The organism is Arthrobacter sp. 05T423 (assembly GCF_056396245.1).
This window is the reverse complement of record NZ_JBFTLC010000020.1, coordinates 65,768-87,092: the sequence shown is the minus strand read 5'-3', so window position 1 is coordinate 87,092 and position 21,325 is coordinate 65,768. Positions and strand designations below refer to the sequence as shown.

Here is a 21,325-nt window from a genome sequence, read left to right as displayed (position 1 = left end):
CATCAAACGCTGGCGCTACCGGGTGTTCTCCATTGCCGGGAAAATCATCACCCGCGCCCGCCGGAACCAACTGTTGCTGCCGGAATCAGCCCCAGAAAGGGACCTTCTGAAACTGCTGCTGGAGAACACCGGCCGCCTCAAACAACTCCCGCCCGCTCCCGGCTGAGCCCCGGCTGATCGTGTCCCGACGACCAGCACACAACCGGATGTGGAACCGGCGCCAAGCCCGAGGCGAACCAACGGGCCACACCAGACTGCCCGAAAACGGAAAACAACCACCGATCAACCAGCCACTCAACGCAGCGACCCTCACGCACGACTATGAAAAATCGGGGCTAGCCGGCCCTTTACGTGAAGATGTCCGCGACGTACCTGCCGTGTGTGCGCTCCACCTCGTCCATCCAGGCGTCGGCGTCCTCTGCCGACGCGCCGGTGGCCTCCTGGTAGATGCGCTCGCAGGTTTCGCGGACCTCCGGTGCCATGTTTTTTCCGTCGCCGCAGACGTACACCGTGGCGCCCTGCTTCACCAGCTCCTTGACATCCGCCCGGTCCGCCCACAACCGGTGCTGGACGTACTTCAGCCCGTCGGACGGCGCGTTGGAGAAAACCGGCCGCAGGTCCAGGTTGGCCTGCTCCGCCCAGGACGCCAGCTCCGCCGCATAGAGGAAGTCGGTGTCCGGCGCCCGGCAGCCGAAGAACAGCAGCGACGGCGCCGGCCGGATCCCCTCGGCCTGGGCCCGCAGTGCCCGGTCCTGCACGAAGCCGCGGAACGGCGCCAGCCCGGTCCCGGCGCACACCATAATTACCGGCATGGCCAGCGACTCCGGCGGGTGGAAGGCTGCGTTCGACGGCCGCACCGTCACCGCCACCCGTGAGCCCGGCCGCGCCTGGGCCAGGTACGTGGACGCCGCGCCCTCGAACGTGCCGCGCCCGGACCACGCCGGCGCCTGTACGACGGCGAACGTCAGGGTCGCGTGGTCAGGGCTCCACAGCGGCGACGACGAAATGGAGTACCGCCGCGGGGTCAGCTGGGTGAGCAGTTGCAGGAACGACGTGAACGGCAGCTGGCACGAAGGGTACATCTCCAGCAGGTCCAGCAGCGAGACGCGCTTGTCCACGATCTCCGCCGCATGACGCTCCCGGTCCTGCGCGAGGGCCTCGAGTTCCGCGCGCTCCGCCGGATCCGCCGCCACCTCGGCCAGCTGCTCCAGCTGCGGCCGGGTCGCGGGAACCGCGAGTTCCATGTAGCTGCTCAGCAGCTCACCCACGGCCACGGGCGTGCCGGTGGGAAGGAACGTGTCCCCGTGCTCCATGGCCAGCACCACGTGGGAGTCGTAGTCCAGGCTGAGCCGGGTGAGCGCGCGCTGCACCAGGTCGCTGGGATTCAGTGGCAGCACGGCCAAGTAGTCGCCGGTCCGGTAGCTCATACCCTCCGGCAGCGCGATCTCCACGTGCCGCTTGGACCGGGCGTTGGGTTTGGTCAGGTCCACCAGTTCCCGGTTGACGACGACGGTTCCCACGGCCAGACCGTTCTGGCGCAGCAGCGTGTCCCGGACGTTGCCCAGGAACTGGACGGCCAGCTGCGGTTCCCCGGTGGGCGCACTGGTCCGCTGCCCGAGGGCGCCGTCCACAGCCGGCCAGAATCCCGCGTACCACTCCTCGAAATCACCGAAGAAGTCACCGCGGGCGTTGGCCTCGCCGCGGTGGTAGATCCGTTCGGCGCCGGCCGCCTCGAGCCGGGCGTCGATGGCCTTGGGCACCTCCTGATAGGTCCGCGCCCAGTCCTTGTTGCCGTTGCCGAACACCGTGTACCGCACGCCGCGGAGGCTGCCCGGCTGCAGGCCTTCGGTCCAGGCCATGAACTTCCTGGCATTGTCCGGCGGCATCCCCTCATACGAGGAGGCGACGACGGCCACCATACCCTCCGTGGGCAGCCCGCCGGCCGCCCCGTCCAGCGGACCGATCGTGGGGCTATAGCCCCGCCGCCCGGCGTCGTTCGCTATCCGCTGCGAGAAGTCCTGGGACGTGCCCGCATTGGACCCGTACAGCACCCGGACCGGAACGCCGTTGGCAGAGGCCGCCGGTGCCGGCGCTTCCGCCGTCCGTGCCTGTCCGCTTTCCTGTACGACGGCGGCACTTGCCGCTGCCTCGATCCGGACGTCCCGCCGTCGGACGTGGACGTACAGGCCTTCCGGCTTCATGGTGAGCGTGTGCTTGATCTTCAGCTCATAGCCGGGGTCCGCCGGGGTGATGTCGAAGCGCTGCAGGGCTTTGGCCAGGAACAGCATGGCCTCCTGCAGGGCGAACCCGCGGCCGATGCAGGAGCGCTGCCCGTTGCCAAACGGCTTCCATGCATTGGGCGGGACCGACGCGTACCGTTCCGGGGCGAACCGGTCCGGGTTGAAGAGCGCAGCATCTTCTCCCCACGCCGCCTTGTCACGGTGCAGCTGGGGGATCAGGATCATGATGGTCTGGCCCTTGGGCACCTCATACTTGCCGCCGATCACCGTGTCCTCGTACGGGGCCACGTTGAACGCCGGGGCGGTGGGCCACAGCCGTAGCGTCTCTTTCAGGATCTGGTCCAAGTAGCCCAGCCGGGGCAGGTGTTCGAACTTGGCAGTCTCACTGCCCAGCACCTCGTCCACCAGGGCCTGCGCCTTACGCAGCACTTCCGGATGGCGCATGAGTTCGTAGATGGTGAAGGAGAGCAGGCCGCTGGTGGTCTCATGGCCGGCCACCAGGAACGTGACCATCTGGTTTACGACGTTGTCCTCGGGCAGGCGCTCGCCGGTCACCGGGTCCGCCGCGTTCAGCATGGTGTCCAGGATGTCCTCGCTGCCTTCCGGACTCGGGTTCCGGCGCCGGTCGCTGATGAGCTGCTCAGCCACCTCCTGCATCAGCGCACGGTCCTCCTCCAGCTGATGCCGCTTGCGGACCATCAGCTTGTTCTGCACCGGCAGCCGGCGCGACCGGTCCCGGGACTCCATCAGGGAACGGACCATGGCGCCGATGAAGGGATGCATCTCGTCGCGGTAGAGGCTGTTGAACCGGTAACTGAACGAGCAGAGTGCGATGGTGTCCAGGGTCAGCCGCGTGGTGTTGTCAGGGATGTCGATCCGTGCCGTGGGTCCGAGCCGCTCCCACTTGAGCAGCAGCTGCTCGAGGATGTCGTCCATGCCGGCGAACATCCTCTTCAGGGCCTTTGGGCCGAAGGCGGGCATCAGGATCCGGTGCGCCTTCTGCCAGTTGGGTTCCTCCGTTTCGGCGGTGAACAGGCCGTCGCCAGCGGACTCCCGCACCTGGCGCAGGGAGATGCCCAGGACCTTGCCGAACCGGGTTTCGTCGCAGACCTCATTAACGAGCTCCTGGGACGAGACGGCCACCATGTTGCGGTTGAAAACCTCGATGCGGACAATCGGACCGTACTCCTCGGCCACGTCCACCAGGCCCAGGACGCCCTTGCTGGCGTCGATATCGGGCAGGTTGCCCACCACCGGCTTCGTGGGAGGCTGCGGAATGGGGATGCTGCTGCTGGAGTTGCTGCTGGGCGAAGTCATGGGGCCCCTCCTGGGCGGTCTTCATTGACTCTTGGTTTGGTGGTTTCTTTTGCTGGTTGTTTGCTGGTTCTTGGTGTTTCTGGTTGCTTCTGGTTGCCGGGAGGGGCGCCAGTTTTTCGCTTGCTTATTTGGGCGGGGCTGGCCGGGCGTCACGGGCCGAGCGGTGTACAGGATACTCCGGTCGGGTGGCGGCGACCACGGGTTTTTTCTTGGGGTGGCGCGTGGCGTGGGCGCGTGTTCGCACGCAACGGGATTCCTCAACGCCAACCGAGGATTTGCGCAGTTAGGGCGGGGTCCAGGTCAAGATTTTCCGAGCTTATCCACATAGGCGGCCGTATGGGTTTCGGCAGCCTGCCCGGCATGCTCCCATGGTGGGAGTGACCGCAATTCACCAGCATCCAGCGGCCTTCACGGGGGAGATCCAAATTGTCAAAGCATCTGGCACCTGCCGTTGTCCGGCGCTCGCAGCAGCACCTGCGACCTGCAAATCTGAGCCGTCTCGTTGTCAGCCGGCCTGTTCTGAGTCGTGCTGTTCGGGTAGGCGCGGGCGCGGCATTCCTGGCGGTCTATGCTTTTGGATCCCAAGGCGCTGGCCCGGTTCTCTCGTCCGGGCAGGTGCCTGCCGAGATGGCGGGTGACGTCTCGGTCAACGTGCCCCTTAGCTCCTCTGCTGTTGCCTCGGCTGCAGTCGCCTGGGGTTCAGGGGGCTCCGTTTCAAGCACCGGTGTTTCAAGCACCCGTGTTTCAGGGACCGGCGATTCAAGCGTCAGCGTTTCCAGCGCCGGCACCATCTCGGCCTCGGCGGACGCGCTCCTGTCCTACAGCCGGACCGTGGTCTTCACCGAAGCAACGGCAGCGACTCAAAAACTCGATGTGGTTTCCACCAAGGTGCGACGCCCCGCGGCCGGAACCCTGATGGCGCCGCTGGACGTCCTTGTTCCCACCTCGCCCTTTGGGCTGCGGACGAGTCCGATCTCCGGCTCGGCCGGGGAGTTTCACTGGGGTCAGGACTTTGCAGCCGCCTGCGGAACCCGTGTGTACGCAGCCGATGCCGGTGTGGTGCGGGCAGTGGGATGGCACCCGTGGGGTGGCGGCAACCGTGTGGAAATCGATCACGGCAACGGCCTGATCACCACCTACAACCACCTGCAGGGCATCGGTGTGAAGAAGGGCCAGACGGTTCAGGTCGGGCAGCTCATCGCCAAGGTGGGGACCACGGGGTCATCCACCGGATGCCACCTCCATTTCGAGACCATTCTGAACGGCAAACACACGGACCCCGACAACTGGACCCTCGTGCGGGTGCGCCACTCGGGGCCCGTTGCCGACGTCAAGAGGACCGACTACCAGAAGCCCGGCACCGCCACGGAGCCTGTCTCCTGGGCTGTTCCGGTCGGGGCCAGCGCCCAGCAGAATGCGCTGAACGATCAGCATGAACCCTCCGCACGCAAGGTTTCAGCGGTGAAAACTTCTTCTGCCGCCAAGGCGTCTGTTTCCGCAGCAAAGCCTTCCTCCAGACGGGCCGCGGTTCCGGTGCGGAAGGTGGCGGTGCCGGCACCCAGGCTGAAGGCGCCAAAGCACGCAATACCGGCTCCGGGCCGGACGGCGGCCCCGCCTAAACCCGCAAAGCCGACTCCCGCACCGACTGTCGCGCCCAAGCCGACTCCCGCACCGACTGTCGCGCCCAAGCCGACTCCAGCACCGACTGTCGCGCCCAAGCCGACTCCCGCACCGACTGTCGCGCCCAAGCCGACTCCAGCACCGACTGTCGCGCCCAAGCCGACTCCAGCACCGACTGTCGCGCCCAAGCCGACTCCGGCACCGACTGTCGCGCCCAAGCCGACTCCAGCACCGACTGTCGCGCCCAAGCCGACTCCGGCACCGACTGTCGCGCCGGCGCCCGCGGCTAAGCCGACGCCGACCCCCTCACCCAGTGCCACCCCACGCTCCACGCCGGCGCCTACGCCGACCCCTTCACCCAGCGCTGCGCCGCGCTCCACGCCAGCTCCTGCGGCTACACCCACTCCGGCACCGGCAGCGACTGTCGCCCCGGCTTCCGCGGCTACGCCGTCGCCGAGCCCATCACCCACTGCCGCGCCGAAGTCCGTCCAGGTTCCAGTACCAACGCCTGCTGAGGCAGTAACCCGGAAATCAGGGCCCAAACACTCAAAATAGCCGGATGCAGGGTTATCCGGTACTAGACGGAGCACTTCCCGTGTTGGAGCAGGCCAGGACCGACCGTTGAAGACATGTCTTCAACGTAAATCGGCCGGACCCACCAGAAGTCCCCACTGCGTTAATGTGGCGGGTCTTAGCTATCCCAGTTTGTTTGGCTCTGAGGCGTCCGTCCTGCCGAAAATGCAGTCTCTGCGGTGAAGCTTCGATCAAGGAACCTCCGTCGGAACGCTTTCCGAGATCTACACAAGGGGGAGCTGACGCACCATGCTGCGTGGGAAGACTGTAGATTCGAACGTGACAACAACAGCCACTACGAGGACCATGACGATCAAACGCCGTTCGGTAGCCGCTGCCCCGAGGAAAGCCCTGAGGAATGCCAACTGACCTGACACCCGCCACTGGTCCCTTTTACAGTTCCATGGTCAGTCACGACTGGCAGGCACTGGGTTTCCCCGCTCTGAAAGCAGCTCAGTTTTGGGACACGAGGTCATGCGGAGTAGCTTGTCTTCGCATGGTGTACGGGCGCCTCAAACCGGGCCTACAGGCACTTCCAGCAACCATTACTGAAGAACTGCTCCGGGATGGGGCGTACTCAGAGCAGTCCGGATGGAGCCATGAGGGGCTGGCTCTTCATGGCAGAAAGTATGGTCTCAAAGCCGAACGGACGCAGCTCCTAACGCAGGAAACATTCATGGATGCCGTACGTGAGCCCGGCGCGCTCATCGTCTCCGTCGGCCACTCCTTTGAAACCGAGGGCAAATCCGGACACCTTGCAGTAGTAGCCGGGATTACAGAGCTTGGCCACCTATGGATCCACCGGCCGTCAAGTCGTCACCCGACGCAAGGAAAAGCCATAAGCCTGGACCTCGCCACATTCTGGGCCCACTTTTCAGGCCGAGGCATCCGGTTTTCAATCTCCTGAGCATTCCCTGTGGTGACGGCAGACGCGCGCACCAAACCTAATAGAGCACGTCAGCCTCCGGCAGTTCCCCGGCATACGCTGAAGACGTTAAAGACAAGCCGGAAACTACGCCGATAAGGGAAAATGACGCATGACCCACGAACAGCGACTAACCTCCAGCCCGGAACCGCAAACCCACAACCACGCCTTCGAAGCCGCCTACCAAGCCGCGCAAAAAAGCCTCAGCGAGGGCGGCATTCCCATCGGAGCAGCGCTGGCCCGTGACGGCGTGGTTGTCGCGAGCGGACATAACGAGCGAGTCCAAAACGGCGATCCGATCGCGCACGGCGAAATGTCCGCACTCCGGGCGGCCGGCAGGCAGAAGAGCTACCGGGACACCACGCTCTACACCACCCTCGCCCCGTGTGCCATGTGCACCGGAACCATCATCCAGTTCAAAATTCCGCGCGTGGTGGTGGGTGAGGCGCGCACGTTCGACGGCGAATTCGAGCTCCTGCGGTCACGTGGCGTTGAGGTGGTGGTGCTGGATGATCAGCGCTGCGTGGACATGATGCGCACCTTCCAGGACGACAATGCGGACCTGTGGGCGGAGGACATCGCCGAGTAGGTGTGTGGGGGAGCGGAACTAACGTGTGTCGGCCGGGACGTAGGTGTTCACGGGGCGGCCGGTGGTGCCGTACTCGAGGTGGAGGGCCACGCGGTCCTTGCGCTCGAGCTCGCTGAGGTAGCGCTGTGCGGTGGGGCGCGAGATGCCGATGAGGTCCGAGACGTCCTGCGCGCCCAGGGGACGGCCGGCCGCGACGACGGCGTCGAGCACCTTCTGCATGGTCGGCGGGAGGCGCCTCGCGGAGCTGGGGGCTGCACCAGCCGAAGGAGAAGCCCGCCGGGAGGCAAACAGGGCGTCCACGTCCGACTGGCCGGTGATCCGCCGCGACTCGGCGTCCGCGCGCCATTTCTGGTAGGCCCGCAGCTGCTCGGCGAGCTGCTCGAACCCGAACGGCTTCACCAGGTAGTACACCGCCCCGCCGCGCATCGCCGCGCGCACCGTCCCGACGTCGCGTGCCGCGGTGATGATGATGACGTCCACGTCCTCGCCCGCCTCGCGCAGGGACTGCAGGAGCGAGATGCCGTCCTCGTCGGGCAGGTAGACATCCAGGAGCAGGAGGTCGGGGCGCTCACTCGTGATCGCGGCGCGCGCCTCGGCAACCGTGTGCGCCTCACCGACACACTCGTACCCCGGAACACGCGCCACCTGGGCGGCATGCAGCCGCGCCACGCGGTAGTCGTCGTCGACAACCAGTACCCGGATCATCCTTCTGCCTCATCTTTCGGGATCCACACTTCGAAGCGGCCGCCCGGTCCGGCGAACACATCCATGGTGCCACCCGCGCGGCGCACGATCCTCGCCACGAGCGCCAGGCCGATGCCGCGCCGCAGCGCCGGACCCCCGGCCTGGCCCGCCCGTTCGGTTTTCGTCGTGAAGCCGTCGCGTACGACGTCGTCCACCGCGTCCGCGGGCACGCCCGGACCGCTGTCGGTCACCGAGACGAAGACGCCGGAGGAGTCATCCAGCGTGAGCGTCACCTCGCGCCGGCCCGACAGGCTGGAGACGGCGTCCACTGCGTTGTCCAGCAGGTTCCCCACGATGGTCAGGAGGTCCTGGGTCCCGAGCCCCGGCTCGCGGAGGCGTGATTCGTCGGAGACGGCCACGTTCACGTCCTGCTCCGCGGCCACCGTGATCTTGGCATAGATGAGCGCCGCGAGTTCGGGTGGCTCGATCCGCGCGCGCAGTCCCTCGCCGAGGGAGCGCGATGTATCCGCGATGCCCGAGATGAAGGTGCGCGCCTGCTCAATGTCGCCCAGATGGAGGAGTGCGCCCACGGTATGCATGCGGTTGGCGTACTCGTGCTCCTGCGCGCGCAGGGCAGCCATGAGCCCTTCGAGTGCACGCAGGTCCCGCACCAGCGCCTCCACTTCAGTGCGGTCGCGCAGGGTCACGACGGCGCCCACGCTCCGGCCGCCCACGCTTACCGGCATGCGGTTGGCCACGAGAAGGGAATCGTCGGTGATGATCGTCTGGTCAGCGCCGGGCGCCTCACCCGTGAGGACGTCGCGGAGCCGTCCCTCCGGGATAAGCTCCTCCACCGGGCGGTCCAGCGGAGTGTTTTCCAGGCGCAGAAGGCGCCGGGCCTCGCCGTTGATCACGGTGACCCGTCCGGCGTCGTCAATTCCCATCATGCCCTCCCTGATGCCGTGCAGAAGGGCCTCCCGCTCCTGCAGGAGCGAGGCAATCTCCGAAGGCTCGAGTCCGAACGTGGCTCGCTTGATGGCCCGCGCCAGCAGGAACGAGCCCGCACCGCCGATCAGGAGGATGAGCACCGAGGACCCGCCCACGATCCCGGCGTCCCGTTCGAGCTCCACGCTGACGGTGGTCTCGAGGATGCCCACGGAGACTTGCCCGACGACGTTACCCGACGCGTCCAGGATCGGCGCCTTGGCATTGGCAGAGTCGCCGAGGCTGCCGTGGTCGGTGCCCAGGTGGGTCTGGCCGTCGAGGACCGCCACCGGCTCCTCGAGGCGTTTCCCGATGAGCGACGGCGTGGGGTGCGAGAAGCGGACCCCGTCCCGGTCAGTGACCACTACGTAGTCCGTCTGGGCGCGGGTGCGAACCCGTTCTGCCACCACCTGGATCTCGTGGCCCGGATCGCCGGTGGTCACACCCGTGGCCACCTCCGGCATCTGCGCCACGGATTCCGCGACGCCGAGGGCACGCAGCCGGAACTGGTCGTCGAGGACCTGGCCGGTGATGCGGTTGGTCACCAGTCCGCCCAGACCCACCGTGACCACGATCAGCACGAGCGTCCACACGAGGATCTGCGACGCGAGCGGCCGGGCACCCCACCATGCCCGCGGGCTGCTCACTGCCGGCCCCCGGCCGGGCCCGGGACGGCGTATCGGGCGACCCGGACGGCATTCCGATCAAAAGCTTCAAAACATGAATGAAGGCTAATAACCCTCACAAGGCACGCAAGCGTGGCCCTGCCCCGGCAGTCCTTTCTAGGGTAGGTGCACTGATCATGACTCATGTCACAAAGGACGAACTGTCGAAGGCATGGCTCAAGGATCCACCGGACAAAGGCGTCGCCGCAAATGAGGCGGCTGGCGCAGACACAACAGAGAGGCTTTACGCCATGGGTGTAAACCATCGAATCCGCCCGCCAGCGGATGCCGGCAATGATGCCGGCATTGATATCGCGGGGCTGACCAAGCGCTACCTCACGCCGAAGGGTGAGACGTTCACCGCGATTCAGGATGTGACGCTTGCTGTGGAACCCGGGCAGTTCTGCTCGATCGTTGGCCCCACTGGCTGTGGCAAGTCCACCACGCTGGCCCAGGTCTCCGGGCTGGAGCGTCCCAGCCAGGGCTCCGTGCGCGTCGGCGGCCAAACCGTCGACGGTGTCACGGACGGCGTCAGCTACATGTTCCAGGCGGATGCGCTCTTCCCCTGGAAGAGCGTCCTCAGCAACGTGATGATGGGGCCTGTCCTGCTGGGAACCCCCAAGCGCGAGGCCACCCTGCTCGCAAGGGACTGGATCCGCCGCGTGGGGCTGGCCGGTTTCGAGGACCGCTACCCGCACCAGCTCTCGGGCGGAATGCGCAAGCGCGTGGCCATGGCCGCCGCGCTGATCAACAATCCGAGGATCCTGCTCATGGACGAGCCCTTTGGTGCGCTCGACGTGCAGACCAAGGCCATCATGCAGAACGAGCTCCTGAAGCTCTGGGAGGAGCTCCGGCCCTCGGTCCTGTTCATCACCCATGACCTCGACGAGGCCGTGGCACTCTCCGACCGCGTGGTGATCATGACCAGCAGCCCCGGAACGGTCAAGGACGTCTTCGACATCGACCTGCCCCGGCCGCGCGGCAATGTCCAGGAAATCCGGCATGAGGAGCGCTTCCTCGAACTGCAGGGCCAGATCTGGGAATCGCTCAAGGACGAAGTCACCCGGGCCTACGCGAAAACGGCAGGTGCAGCAGCATGACCACTCTTGTGCAAGGGGAAACGGTGAACCCGCACCAGGAACAGCAGCAGACTGCGGCCGTGCAGTCCGGCAAAAAGCAATACCGGCGCCGCACCACGGCGATCTGGGTGGGCCGCGCAGTCCTCGCCGTGGCTGTAGTCGGTGGCTGGCAGTGGTTCACGGAGGAAGGCTGGGTGGACGCGTTCTTCTTCGGCCAGCCCAGCGAGATCTGGCACAGCCTCGTGAAGCTCTTCACGGAGGGAACTGCCTTCGGCACCATCTGGGAGAATCTCTGGATCACCATGCAGGAGGCGTGCCTGGGCTTCCTTCTCGGCACGTTTGTCGGCGTGGTGCTCGGGCTCCTGCTGGGCTCGAACAAGTACCTCTCGGCCGTGGTGGGCCCGTACATCAGGATCGTGAACTCGATTCCCCGCATCGTCCTGGGATCCATCTTCATCGTGGCCTTCGGCCTCGGGGTGTTCCCGAAGGTCCTTCTCGCCGCAGTTCTGGTGTTCTTCGTCGTCTTCTTCAACGCCTTCCAGGGCGTGCGTGAGGTGGACCAGAACCTCGTGGCGAACGTCCGCGTGCTCGGTGCATCACCGGTCCAGGTGGCGATTCACGTGACCATTCCCTCGGCGATGACGTGGATCATCGCGAGCCTCCACACGGCCTTCGGCTTCGCGATCATCGGCGCGCTGGTGGCGGAGGTGCTCGGCGCCCAGCAGGGCATCGGCCTGATCATCAGCCAGGCGCAGGGCACCTTCGATCCGAACACCGTCTTCGCCTGCATGGTGATCATCGCGGTGATCACCCTGGCGGCGGAATACCTGATCAGCCTGCTGGAACACTCCCTCCTGAAGTGGCGGCCACCAAACCGCTCGGAAGCCCAGGCCATCTGACAGCCCAGGCCATCCAACAGATTTCCGCTCACCAAAAACTGCCACATCCATGAAGAGAACAAGGAAAAGTGCCCCAATGATGAAGCACAAGATCTACGCCGCCGCTGCCCTGGGCGCGGTTGCCCTCAGCCTCGCTGCCTGCGGCGGCGGCACCGCCTCCAGCGCCCCCGCCTCCAGCGGTTCCGGAAGCGGTTCCGGCGGCACAGCCGCTGCCGACACCTCGCAGATGCCCACGGTCAAGCTCATGGTGGGCGGCATCGACAAGCAGATCTACCTGCCTTACCAGCTCGCGGAAAGCCTCGGCTACTACAACAAGTACGGCGTGAAGGTGGAGCTCTCCACCGAGCAGCACGGCGGCGTCGGTGCGGAGGAAGCCATGGCGTCCGGCCAGGTGGACATGGCCGGTGCGTGGTACATCCACACAGTGGACTTCCAGTCCAAGGGCAAGAACGTCATCGACCTCGTGCAGCTCTCCAGTGCGCCGGGCGAGCGCATCATGTGCAGCCCTAAAGCCAATGTCCACTCGGGGGCGGACCTTAGGGGCAAGACCGTCGGCGTGACCGACCTCGGATCCGGGACCGACGAGCTCACACAGTTCATCGCCGCCAAGGCCGGAGTCACCAAGAATGACTACCACACCCTCGCTGTGGGCTCCGGGGCCACTGCCATCGCGGCGATACAGCGCGGCTCGGCGGATTGCGTCATGACCACGCAGCCCACCGTCGGCGCGCTCGAGAGCAAGAACCTCGCCGTCTCCGCAATCGACCTCGCCACCGCGGAGGGCACCAAGGCCGCGCTGGGCGGCGCGTGGCCGGCCGCCAGCGTCCTTGCACAGGGCGACTGGGTCAAGTCCCACGAGGATGAGGCCCAGAAGGTTGTCAACGCCCTGGTGGACACCATGCACTGGATCAGCACCCACTCGGCGGCGGAGATCGCGGACAAGCTGCCGTCCACCTTCGTCCAGAACAGCACCATCTCGAAGGACCAGTACGTCAAGGCGCTGGACACGGACAAGGGGCAGTTCCTGCCGGACGGCCTCATGCCCGCGGGCGGTCCCAAGGTGATCTTCGCCATGGAGAAGCAGAACGGCGTGGACACGTCCAAGGTCACCTTCGGCGGCACGTTCAACAACAAGTACGCGGAGGCCGCGCTCAAGCTCGAGGGCTACACGCCCACGACGGCGCCGGCCGGCTCGGACGGCTAAGCCCACCGGCTAGCGTCACCCAAGTTCCAGCGTCACCCACCTTAAAAGTACGACGGCGGGCCCGCACCTTTCAGCGCGAAAGGTGCGGGCCCGTCGTCGTGCACGGGGGAAGGTGCGCGCGGTGCCTATGCGCTGCTGCGCTGCTTCGGGGCCACGCCGCCCAGGCGCTGGGTGACCTGCCGGGCGGCGGTGGCGCAGGCCTCGCCGAGGCTGTGCAGGGTGTCCGGCGAGACCCGGAACCGCGGCGCGGGAATGAGGACGGAGGCCACGATGTCGCCGCGGTGGTCGTAGACCGGGGCGGCGATGCCCACCTCTTCGATGGACGTCTCGCCGTAGTTGATGGCCCAGCCGCGCTTGATGACTTCCCTGAGCCGCCGCAGGTACTCCTCGACGGAGTGGTCGTCCAAGCCGGGCAGGGTGACGGTGCCGCTGCGGAGCAGGGTGCTGACACGTTCGGGCTGTTCGGCGGCGAGGAAGATCTGGACCGAGGCGCTGAGGGCGTCGTTGTACCGCGCTCCCAGCGGTGCGGTGTGCTTGACCTGCTGGCGGCTGGCGATCTGCTCCACGCACATGGACTCCGCGCCGTTCCACACCATGAGGGCGCTGGTTTCGCCGGTGCGTTCGGTGAGTTCGCGCAGCACGGGATAGGCCACGCGGCGTTCCTCGAGTTCGGCCAGCAACGGTCCGGCCACCGCGATCAGGCCCAGGCCCAGGCGGAAGCGGCGCGTATCAGGGTCCCGCTCCACCAGGTGCTCCTGCTCGAACGTGGCGAGGATCCGGGAGACCGTGCTCTTGTGCAGGCCCACGCGGCTGGCGATCTCGGTGACGCCCAGCATCGGTTCGTCCGCGGTAAAGCTGCGGAGCACGGCGATGGCATTGACGATCACCGACGCGCCGCGGGCGTCGCCATTGCCGGCGTCTTTGCCCGCCTCTTTGCCTGCGCCGGGGGCTGGGTTCGCGGGTGTTGCCGGGGGAGTCATGGTGTTCACTATATTTCTTCGCTGTCGTGCTTCCGGTCTTTGTTGCCTCGCGGAAGCGGGGGCGGGCATGCCCTCCCGGCCAGCCGCCGTCGTCGTGCTTAACCCAAGGCTGCTAAATCAAAAGCCTTGGTGACAACGGCGGTGAGCAGGGGGAGGGCATGCCCTTCCGGTGGTCAGCTGAGTTGTCAGCCAACTGGGGAGTTAGGCGCTGATGATGTTGTGTTCAGGGCCGAACGGGAACTTGGTGATGTTCTCGGCGCCGTCCTCGCCCACCACCAGGATGTCGTGCTCGCGGTAGCCGCCGGCGCCGGGCTGGCCGTCCAGGACCGTGATCATCGGTTCCATGGAGACCACCATGCCCGACTCGAGCACGGTGTCGATGTCCTCGCGCAGCTCGAGTCCGGCTTCGCGGCCGTAGTAGTGGCTGAGGACGCCGAAGGAGTGGCCGTAGCCGAAGGTGCGGTTGGCGAGCAGGCCGTGGGATACGTAGATCTCGTTGAGCTCGGCGGCGATGTCCTTGCAGACGGCGCCGGGCTTGATGAGTTCCAGGCCGCGCCGGTGGACCTCGACGTTGATGTTCCACAGCTCGAGGGAACGGGCATCCGGCTCGCCGAAGAACAGTGTCCGCTCAAGGGCCGTGTAGTAGCCCGAGGTCATGGGGAAGCAGTTCAGGGACAGGATGTCGTGCTCCTGGATCTTCCGGGTGGTGGCCCAGTTGTGCGCGCCGTCGGTGTTGATGCCGGACTGGAACCAGACCCACGTGTCGCGGATCTCCGAGTTGGGGAAGGTGCGGGCGATCTCGTGGACCATGGCTTCGGTGCCGATCAGGGCCACCTCGTACTCGGTGATGCCGGCGGTGATGGCGTTGCGGATGGCTTCGCCGCCGAGGTCTCCGATCCGGGCGCCGTGCTTGATGACCTCGATTTCCTCGGCGGACTTGATCATGCGCTGGCGCATGGCGGCCTGGGCCACGTCCACCAGGGTGGCGGATTCGAAGGCGGCCTGGATCTTGTTGCGGTTGTCCAACGGCAGGGAGTCATCCTCGACACCGAGCCGGCGGACGCTGATGCCGCGGGTGCGCAGGACTTCCTGGATGCCGAAGATGTAGTTGTCCCGGCGCCAGTCCGTGTACACGAGGTTCTCGCCGTAGCTGCGGCGCCAGGGCATGCCGGCGTCGATATTTGCGGTGACGGTGACCGTGTCCTCCTTGGTGACCACCATGGCGTAGGAGCGGCCGAAGTAGGTGAAGAGGAAATCGGAGTAGTACTTGATCGAGTGGTAGCTGGTCAGGACGACGGCGTCCAGGTCCTTCTCGGCCATGATGCTGCGCAGGCCCGCGAGGCGGCGCTCGAACTCGGCGTCGGAGAAGGTCAGGGAGACCTTCTCGCCGTTGTTGAGGACCTTGAGGCGCTCGAGCTTGGCGACGTCGTTGACAGCGTTGCCGTGACGGGTGAGGTTCTCGGTGAGGGTCATTCGGTTTTTCCTTTTCTTTCTTCGGTGGGTGTGTTGTCAGTGCTGCTGCAGGGGCTTCTTGGAAGTCTCCACGGCGAACAGGACTGCGATGAGGGAAACCAGGGAGGCGGCCACGAGGTACCAGCCGGGGGCTAGTTTGTTGTGCGTGAGGCCGATGAGGAGAGTGGCCATGAACGGGGCGGTGCCGCCGAACAGGGCGTTGGAGAGGTTGAAGCTGACGGCGAAGCCGCTGTACCGGGTCTTCGTGGGGAAGAGTTCGGCCAGGAAGCTGGGCAGCGTGCCGTCGTTGAGGGTGAGCATGCCGCCCAGGAGGATCTGGACCAAAACGATCACCAGGAAGTTGCCTGTGTTCAGGAGCATGAACGCCGGCACGGTCACCAGCATGAACAGCACGGACGCGGTGATCAGCATCCTCTTGCGGCCGAACCTGTCCGAGGCAATGCCGGTGAGGAAGATGAAGCCGATGTAGCTGGCCAGCGCGATGGTGGTGGCCAGGAAGGACTCGCCGGCGCCGAAGCCCAGCTCCTCGGAGAGGTACGTGGGCATGTAGCTGAGGATGACGTAGAAGCCGACCGCGTTCAGCAGCACCGCGCCGGTGGCGATGATGAGCTGCCTGCGGTTGTTCCTGAACATGTCCCTGGCGGGTTTTTTGGTGCCGTGGTCCTCTTGGGCAAGGGCGCGGAATGCGGGGGTGTCCTCGAGTTTGGTGCGGATGTACCGGCCTATCAGGCCCATCGGCGCAGCGAGCAGGAACGGCAGGCGCCATCCCCAGTCATGCAGCTGGCTTTCGCTGAGGACTGACGTGAGCAGCGCTGCCAGCAGGCTGCCCAGGAGCAGGCCCGCCGCGGTGCTGGCGGGTACGACGGCGGCATAAAGTCCGCGCCGGTGTGCCGGTGCGTACTCCACCAGGAAGGCGGAAGCACCGGCATATTCACCGGAGGCCGAGAACCCCTGGACGACGCGGACCAGCAGGAGCAGGACCGGCGCCATGATGCCGATGGTGCCGTAGCCGGGGATCAGGGCAATGCAGAACGTGGCCACGGACATGATGACGATGGAAAGCGACAGTGCCTTCCGCCGTCCCAGCCTGTCGCCGATGTGGCCCCAGAAAAAGCCGCCTAGGGGACGGACGAAGAAGGAGATGGCGAAGACGCCGAAGGTGGCCAGCAGTGCTGTCTGGCGGTCGGCTTCCGGGAAGAAGACCGTGGAGATGATGCCGGCCAGGTAGCCGTAGACGGCGTAGTCGAACCATTCGACGAAGTTGCCGATGAAGCTCGCGGTGATGACCCGGCGTCGGGTGTCCTTGCTGACTTCGTCGCCGGTGTGGGGTGTGGTGCTGTTGGGCTGCTGGCCGGTCAGCGGCTCTGCTGCTCCGGAGGGTTGGGTTATCGGGTGTTCCATGTGTCCACCAATGAGAACTTGTGGGTTGCTTCTGTTGCAACACTGTTGCACCAGAATAGGCGTGATGCAGTTCACCCGTCAATGGGTAATTCGGTTTTCCTCGGCGTCAGATTCAGCCTGTGGCGACAGGACGCATGGCGGCGGCCTGTCGGAGGGGCGCCGCGGCGGCGAACGACCATAGTTGTCAGGACTGCAACGACGTTGCGACAGAAGGCGATTCGCGGGCGCACTGGAGATGGAACGCTCTCTCACTTTTGGTCGGGTTTTCCCGGACGCTCTCTCACTTTTCGTCGGGTTTTCCCGGACGCTCTCTCACTTTTCGTCGGGTTTTCCCGGACGCTCTCTCACTTTTCGTCGGGTTTTCCCGGACGCTCTCTGCAAGTGAAGAGCTGGCTATGGCTTCCCCGCCTGCATCGCTGTATCAAGGAATCACAGCAATGACCGGGAGAGTGAGTCATGGTGAAGATAGCTGTGGTCATCGGCAGCACCCGTCCGCAGCGCCGCAGCAGGCAGGTGGCAGAGTGGGTGTACTCCCGGGCCGGTGCCAGGGGAGGGGCGGACTTTGAGTTGCTTGACCTGGCGGACTACGACCTTCCCCTGCTGGATGAGCCCATACCGCCCTCGATGGGCCAGTACACGCACGAGCACACGAAGATCTGGGCGGAGGCAATCTCGCGCTTCGACGGCTTCATCTTCGTGACCGCCGAATACAACCACTCCGTTCCCGGTGCCCTGAAGAACGCACTGGATTTCCTCTATGCGGAGTGGAACAACAAGGCCGCCGGGTTTGTCAGCTATGGCAGTGCCGGGGGAGTGCGGGCGGTGGAAAGCCTCCGCCTGGTCACCGCCGAACTGCAAATGGCCGGCGTCCGTGCCCAGGTGGCACTGCCTTTCGCGTCAGAGTTCGAGAACTACACCCGCTTCACGCCGAGTGATGACGCTGAAGAGGCTCTGAAGCCGCTGCTGGACCAGCTCATCGCCTGGTCCACCGCCCTCAAAACGATCCGGACCTGACAGAACGGTCGCAGGGAGGTAACCAAGCGTCAGTCGTTGCGCACGCTGTAGGTGCTGACGACGTTACCCTTGCTGGTCCTGTACTGGTCCTTCAGCTCCAGCCTGGTCAATGGGTCGCCGTCCTCGAAGAGCCGCCGCCCGCTGCCGGCCACCACGGGATGCGTCATGAGGGTCAACTCATCGAGGAGGCCGGCGAACAGGAGCTGCCGCGTGACTGAGATGCTGCCGCATACGGCGATCTCGCCGCCGTCGCGCTTTTTGAGATCGCTGATGAAATCCTCTAGCGGTCCCTCGATCATGTGCGAGTTTTCCCAGTCGAGTGGCTCCGACAGGGTGCGCGATGCGACGAACTTCTCCACGGGGTTGATGAAGGCGGCGAAGTCCTCATCCCGGGCAGCGGTGGGCCAGTACCCGGCCCACTCCTCATAGCTGACGCGCCCCAGCACGACTGTGTCCACTGTGTTGATCATCTTGGTCAGTCCCTTGCCAAGGTCATCGTCGAAGCTGTCGAACTGGAACTTGAACGGGTCCTGCACCACGCCGTCCACAGAGTGGAACAGTCCGGCGGTCACTTTGCGCATCAATTCCTCCAAAATCGGGTCAACAGGCATTACCGTATTCCCTCGCGGCCGCCGGCGGAAGGTGTTGCGTCACCGGCCGGCATGGGTCATGTGATTTCCCAGGCGAACATCATGGCGTGGTCCTCGTGTGCCAGGTTGTGGCAGTGCCCCACGTAGGGCCCCGTGAAGTCCCGGAACCCCCGGTAGACGATTACTGACTCACCGGGATCAAGAGCTACCGTGTCTTCTTTCGCGGCGTCATCAGGATGCCCGGGATCGGGTGTCCGGGTCACGTCCTTGCCGTTGCGCATGACGGTCCGGTGTTCCTCCTGATGCAGGTGTACCGGGTGAACCCAGCCGCCGCCACCGTTGCGGAGCTCCCAGAGGTTGAAACTTCCCTTCTTCTGCTGGGCCAGAGGTGTTCGGCCGGCACGGTTTTTCAGACTTGCCAGCACGTGCTGCGGGTCGAAGGGTTTGCCGTTGATCAGCCACTCGGTCTCCCCTCCGGCGCTGCCGCGCTCCACCTCGAAAATCAGGCGGTTGTCCAGCAGGGTCTGCCAGTTGCTGGGCAGCGGCGGAAGGGGACGGAGGGGGAAGGTGGCGGCGGGGATCAGGCTGTCATCCGGCGCGGTATCGCCAATGACGAACTTGAGGACCGGCACCTTGTACCTCGGGTCGGGAGAGAACCGGGAGGACTTGGACCACATCCGGCCATTGGGCATGTTCATCACGTTGGTGAGGTAAATGACGTCGCCCTTGGTGGTGGGTGTGCCGTCCTGGTAGCGCGTGAAATCGACGATCACCTCGCGTCGCTTCGCGGGCCACAGTTCGAACGAGTTCCGTTTGAGCGGGAGCGGCAGGAGGCCGCCGTCGGCGGTGATCTGGGTGAACTGCATGCACTGCTGGCCGTCCTCGATCCGGTACTGACCCTGGAGTTCGTCGCCCTTGTAACCGAGCGACGCCGATGATTTGGGTCCCTTGGTGGAACTCATGAGCTTGAATTCGTAGATCCTGGCCACGGAGGCATCCAGGAACCGGAAGCGGTATTTGCGCCGCTTGACCTCCAGCACCGGGAAGGCCGTGCCGTTGACGGTGAAGAGGTCGCCGACGAAGCCGTGGTTGGGGAAGTGCTTGTAGAAGGTCTTGCCCCACCATTCGGGATGGGTCGCCGGGTTCTTGGCGGCCGGGTACTCGCCCAACCCGTCGTGGAAATCTTTGTGGACGGTAACGCCGTCGTCCAGGCTGCAGTCGAAGAACGCCAGCGGGATGTCGTATTTGACGTCGAAGGAGCCGTCCGGGTTGTTGGTGCGGACACCCGGCAGCCGCAGTCCCCGCCGCTCATCGCCGATGTCCAGGCCGTTCTTGGGGTCATAGAGCGGGTACACGCCCACCATGCCCTTGTACACGTTGGCACCGGTGTGGTCCATCGTGTGGTCATGGAACCAGTAGAAGCTCTGCTTCTCGCGGTCGTCCCCGCCGGAGGGAAAGTTCAGGTAGAGGTTGTCGACGAACATCTTCGGTAGGTAGCCCCGGTGCCTGGGCCCGGCGACCATCGAGTAGTGCGGGTTGCCGTCGCTCTCCGGTGCGGTGTGGCCGTTGTGCAGGTGCGTCAGGAACGACCAGTCGGGGGAGCCGAAGTCCTGGCGGTCCAGGTTCAGCGGGTTCTCGTCCAGGTGGTTCTCGAACCGCACCAGGACGGGCTTTCCGTATTCCGCGTTGATCCTTGCCCCCGGAAAGCCGCCGTTGAAGCCGTAGATCGCGCTGGGAGGCAAAGTCCGTTTCGTGCCCGCGGGGTACGTCTTGCGCTTTTCGTCAAACGAGATCGTAGGCCGGCCGTTTGCATCGATGGGCAGCACCTGGGAGGTGGTGAACGCGTGGGTCCGGAGCAACAGGTCGATCTTGTAGACGATGGGGTCCGGATAGCCGATCTGGCTGGGCCAGATCTGGTGCCGCTCGTTGCGCAGCGAGTTCTGCTGACCCGGTCCCGGCCCTGGCGGATTCGGCCAGGCGCTGTACACCGACTTCGGTACCGGTGCCAGCGCCTTCAGGATCGGCAGCGGGTCACGGAATGGCGAGATGATCAGCGGGCTGGTTGGGAACTTTTCAATGTAAAACAACCCGTCACTCAGGGCTGTGGATGTGGCGGCGAACGCGCCGTCGGCGGAGAGGAGTCCTCTCTGGGCCAGTAGCGGGCCGGCCCACGTTTGTGCGGCGGCGAGTGCGGCTGCGGCTCCTCCGGCCGCTCCCAAGCGAAGCAGCGTGCGGCGTCCCAGCCCGCTGGCGTTTGTGGATTCTTCAGTCATGGTCAGTGCCTCCCTGGCATGGGGCCGCAAGCCGAGTCAGCTGCAGCCCCTGCCAACCCCAATACGGATTCAGAGACCAGATCCAGACCACGAGGACCTCCCTGTCCCTGTGGGTTAGTTTTCTATGATGATTCCCCAAGGCAACTACTTTGCGTGCAGAACCTTGGAAAAAGGCTGGTACCACCGCTGGCAGCGCCAACCGGTTCGCCCGCCTGAACCGCGGACCCCTAACGGGACCGTGACTAGCCAGCGCGAACAGATGGCCGCTGTCCTATGCTGGGGCCAGGGATCGGCGTCGAACTTCAGGGGACTGGGATGACCTATCGGGCTGCTGCGGGATTGGCCGCGGCCATCGCGCTTTTGCTTACGGGATGTTCGGCGCCGCAGGGGGAGCCCGCATCCACATCGGCTGCGCCTCCGGTTCAGCAGGAAATGCCGACGGCGGTGGTGCAGAGTGCCGGAGGTAAGAAAGCCGTGGTGCACGCAGGAGTGTCGTCCGCCCCCGAGCAAAGCGGCCAACTCATCGGCAGTCTCGCGGCGGACGGGGCTGGATGCATCGTGGTGCATACCCCCGACGGTGAATCTACAACACTGATCTTCCCCGAAGGCACCACGTTCGCCGGCGAATCACTGGCTCTGCCGGATGGTTCATCCCTGTCGGAAGGGGCCAAGGTGGCGCTGGACGGTGCCCGGGTTCCAGCTGATGAAAAATTGAGTGTCTGCCCGAACTACAGCAGGCTTTTCTCGGTAGTGACAGCCACCGTCAACCCATAGCGGCCCGTTCATCAGCTTCTTCCGGCTGGAACAACGGCGGC

At 65.2% G+C, this 21,325-nt stretch carries 16 protein-coding genes and 1 pseudogene; 9 read left to right on the top strand and 8 right to left on the bottom strand.

The annotated features are described in order from the left end of the window. Nucleotides 1–166 (top strand): annotated as a pseudogene (locus AC1DFE_RS15280) (IS1380 family transposase); the annotation flags it as partial. A gap of 181 nt (nt 167–347) precedes the next feature. On the opposite strand, the gene AC1DFE_RS15275 reads toward AC1DFE_RS15280, so the two are convergent. After that, entirely contained in the window at nt 348–3,557 is a 3,210-nt protein-coding gene (locus AC1DFE_RS15275; RefSeq protein WP_476906721.1) for a bifunctional cytochrome P450/NADPH--P450 reductase, read from the bottom strand. Nucleotides 3,558–4,184: 627 nt separating this feature from the next. On the opposite strand from AC1DFE_RS15275, the gene AC1DFE_RS15270 reads away from it, so the two are divergent. The 3 genes from AC1DFE_RS15270 to AC1DFE_RS15260 all read left to right on the top strand — a co-directional run bounded on the left by AC1DFE_RS15270 (nt 4,185) and on the right by AC1DFE_RS15260 (nt 7,264). Beyond that, on the top strand, nt 4,185–5,732 hold the full coding sequence (locus AC1DFE_RS15270) for a M23 family metallopeptidase (RefSeq protein WP_476906720.1): 1,548 nt from the start codon (nt 4,185–4,187) through the stop codon (nt 5,730–5,732). A 376-nt stretch (nt 5,733–6,108) separates the two neighbouring features. Next, nucleotides 6,109–6,657 (top strand): cysteine peptidase family C39 domain-containing protein, encoded by a 549-nt coding sequence (locus AC1DFE_RS15265; protein ID WP_476906719.1) that lies wholly within the window; start codon nt 6,109–6,111, stop codon nt 6,655–6,657. Nucleotides 6,658–6,787: 130 nt separating this feature from the next. Next, nucleotides 6,788–7,264, top strand: a complete 477-nt coding sequence (locus AC1DFE_RS15260; protein WP_476906718.1) for a nucleoside deaminase — start codon at nt 6,788–6,790, stop codon at nt 7,262–7,264. An 18-nt stretch (nt 7,265–7,282) separates the two neighbouring features. Here AC1DFE_RS15260 and AC1DFE_RS15255 read toward each other — a convergent pair whose 3' ends face one another. Further along, nucleotides 7,283–7,969, bottom strand: a complete 687-nt coding sequence (locus AC1DFE_RS15255) for a response regulator (protein ID WP_476906717.1) — start codon at nt 7,967–7,969, stop codon at nt 7,283–7,285. After that, nucleotides 7,966–9,579 carry an ATP-binding protein gene (locus tag AC1DFE_RS15250; protein WP_476906716.1) on the bottom strand — a complete coding sequence of 538 codons (1,614 nt, stop codon included), beginning with the start codon at nt 9,577–9,579 and terminating at the stop codon, nt 7,966–7,968. Before AC1DFE_RS15250 ends, AC1DFE_RS15255 begins: the two co-directional genes overlap by 4 nt. A 155-nt stretch (nt 9,580–9,734) precedes the next feature. Between AC1DFE_RS15250 and AC1DFE_RS15245 the strand changes: the two genes are divergently transcribed. The 3 genes from AC1DFE_RS15245 (at nt 9,735) to AC1DFE_RS15235 (ending at nt 12,779) form a co-directional block, all read left to right on the top strand. Next, nucleotides 9,735–10,697 (top strand): ABC transporter ATP-binding protein, encoded by a 963-nt coding sequence (locus AC1DFE_RS15245; RefSeq protein WP_476906715.1) that lies wholly within the window; start codon nt 9,735–9,737, stop codon nt 10,695–10,697. Beyond that, a complete protein-coding gene (locus AC1DFE_RS15240; protein ID WP_476906714.1) occupies nt 10,694–11,575 on the top strand; it encodes an ABC transporter permease in 882 nt (293 codons plus the stop codon). The genes AC1DFE_RS15245 and AC1DFE_RS15240 overlap by 4 nt, the downstream gene beginning before the upstream one ends. A 76-nt stretch (nt 11,576–11,651) precedes the next feature. Next, entirely contained in the window at nt 11,652–12,779 is a 1,128-nt protein-coding gene (locus tag AC1DFE_RS15235; protein WP_476906713.1) for an ABC transporter substrate-binding protein, read from the top strand. A 125-nt stretch (nt 12,780–12,904) separates the two neighbouring features. On the opposite strand, the gene AC1DFE_RS15230 is transcribed toward AC1DFE_RS15235, so the two are convergent. The 3 genes from AC1DFE_RS15230 to AC1DFE_RS15220 all read right to left on the bottom strand — a co-directional run bounded on the left by AC1DFE_RS15230 (nt 12,905) and on the right by AC1DFE_RS15220 (nt 16,633). Continuing rightward, entirely contained in the window at nt 12,905–13,759 is an 855-nt protein-coding gene (locus AC1DFE_RS15230) for an IclR family transcriptional regulator (protein WP_476906726.1), read from the bottom strand. Between the two features lie 201 nt (nt 13,760–13,960). Continuing rightward, the gene (locus AC1DFE_RS15225) at nt 13,961–15,232 is read right to left on the bottom strand and encodes an aminopeptidase P family protein (RefSeq protein ID WP_476906712.1); all 1,272 of its coding nucleotides are present in this window, start codon (nt 15,230–15,232) and stop codon (nt 13,961–13,963) included. A 36-nt stretch (nt 15,233–15,268) separates the two neighbouring features. Then, nucleotides 15,269–16,633: an MFS transporter gene (locus tag AC1DFE_RS15220; RefSeq protein WP_476906711.1), complete on the bottom strand. Its 1,365-nt coding sequence runs from the start codon at nt 16,631–16,633 to the stop codon at nt 15,269–15,271. Nucleotides 16,634–17,089: 456 nt separating this feature from the next. Between AC1DFE_RS15220 and AC1DFE_RS15215 the strand changes: the two genes are divergently transcribed. Then, a complete protein-coding gene (locus AC1DFE_RS15215; RefSeq protein WP_476906710.1) occupies nt 17,090–17,647 on the top strand; it encodes an NADPH-dependent FMN reductase in 558 nt (185 codons plus the stop codon). 29 nt (nt 17,648–17,676) lie between these two features. Here AC1DFE_RS15215 and AC1DFE_RS15210 read toward each other — a convergent pair whose 3' ends face one another. Then, entirely contained in the window at nt 17,677–18,228 is a 552-nt protein-coding gene (locus AC1DFE_RS15210) for a dihydrofolate reductase family protein (RefSeq protein WP_476906709.1), read from the bottom strand. 86 nt (nt 18,229–18,314) lie between these two features. Next, entirely contained in the window at nt 18,315–20,510 is a 2,196-nt protein-coding gene (locus AC1DFE_RS15205; RefSeq protein ID WP_476906708.1) for a multicopper oxidase family protein, read from the bottom strand. Nucleotides 20,511–20,825: 315 nt separating this feature from the next. On the opposite strand from AC1DFE_RS15205, the gene AC1DFE_RS15200 reads away from it, so the two are divergent. Beyond that, nucleotides 20,826–21,284 (top strand): hypothetical protein, encoded by a 459-nt coding sequence (locus tag AC1DFE_RS15200; RefSeq protein ID WP_476906707.1) that lies wholly within the window; start codon nt 20,826–20,828, stop codon nt 21,282–21,284. Nucleotides 21,285–21,325 lie beyond the last annotated feature (41 nt).

Bases quoted from the DNA above. Each gene is read 5' to 3' on its own strand.
- AC1DFE_RS15275 (WP_476906721.1), bottom strand. From the start codon at position 3,557: ATGACTTCGCCCAGCAGCAACTCCAGCAGCAGCATCCCCATTCCGCAG.
- AC1DFE_RS15270 (WP_476906720.1), top strand. From the start codon at position 4,185: ATGGCGGGTGACGTCTCGGTCAACGTGCCCCTTAGCTCCTCTGCTGTT.
- AC1DFE_RS15265 (WP_476906719.1), top strand. From the start codon at position 6,109: ATGCCAACTGACCTGACACCCGCCACTGGTCCCTTTTACAGTTCCATG.
- AC1DFE_RS15260 (WP_476906718.1), top strand. From the start codon at position 6,788: ATGACCCACGAACAGCGACTAACCTCCAGCCCGGAACCGCAAACCCAC.
- AC1DFE_RS15255 (WP_476906717.1), bottom strand. From the start codon at position 7,969: ATGATCCGGGTACTGGTTGTCGACGACGACTACCGCGTGGCGCGGCTG.
- AC1DFE_RS15245 (WP_476906715.1), top strand. From the start codon at position 9,735: ATGACTCATGTCACAAAGGACGAACTGTCGAAGGCATGGCTCAAGGAT.
- AC1DFE_RS15240 (WP_476906714.1), top strand. From the start codon at position 10,694: ATGACCACTCTTGTGCAAGGGGAAACGGTGAACCCGCACCAGGAACAG.
- AC1DFE_RS15235 (WP_476906713.1), top strand. From the start codon at position 11,652: ATGATGAAGCACAAGATCTACGCCGCCGCTGCCCTGGGCGCGGTTGCC.
- AC1DFE_RS15230 (WP_476906726.1), bottom strand. From the start codon at position 13,759: ATGACTCCCCCGGCAACACCCGCGAACCCAGCCCCCGGCGCAGGCAAA.
- AC1DFE_RS15225 (WP_476906712.1), bottom strand. From the start codon at position 15,232: ATGACCCTCACCGAGAACCTCACCCGTCACGGCAACGCTGTCAACGAC.
- AC1DFE_RS15220 (WP_476906711.1), bottom strand. From the start codon at position 16,633: ATGGAACACCCGATAACCCAACCCTCCGGAGCAGCAGAGCCGCTGACC.
- AC1DFE_RS15215 (WP_476906710.1), top strand. From the start codon at position 17,090: ATGGTGAAGATAGCTGTGGTCATCGGCAGCACCCGTCCGCAGCGCCGC.
- AC1DFE_RS15210 (WP_476906709.1), bottom strand. From the start codon at position 18,228: ATGCGCAAAGTGACCGCCGGACTGTTCCACTCTGTGGACGGCGTGGTG.
- AC1DFE_RS15205 (WP_476906708.1), bottom strand. From the start codon at position 20,510: ATGACTGAAGAATCCACAAACGCCAGCGGGCTGGGACGCCGCACGCTG.
- AC1DFE_RS15200 (WP_476906707.1), top strand. From the start codon at position 20,826: ATGACCTATCGGGCTGCTGCGGGATTGGCCGCGGCCATCGCGCTTTTG.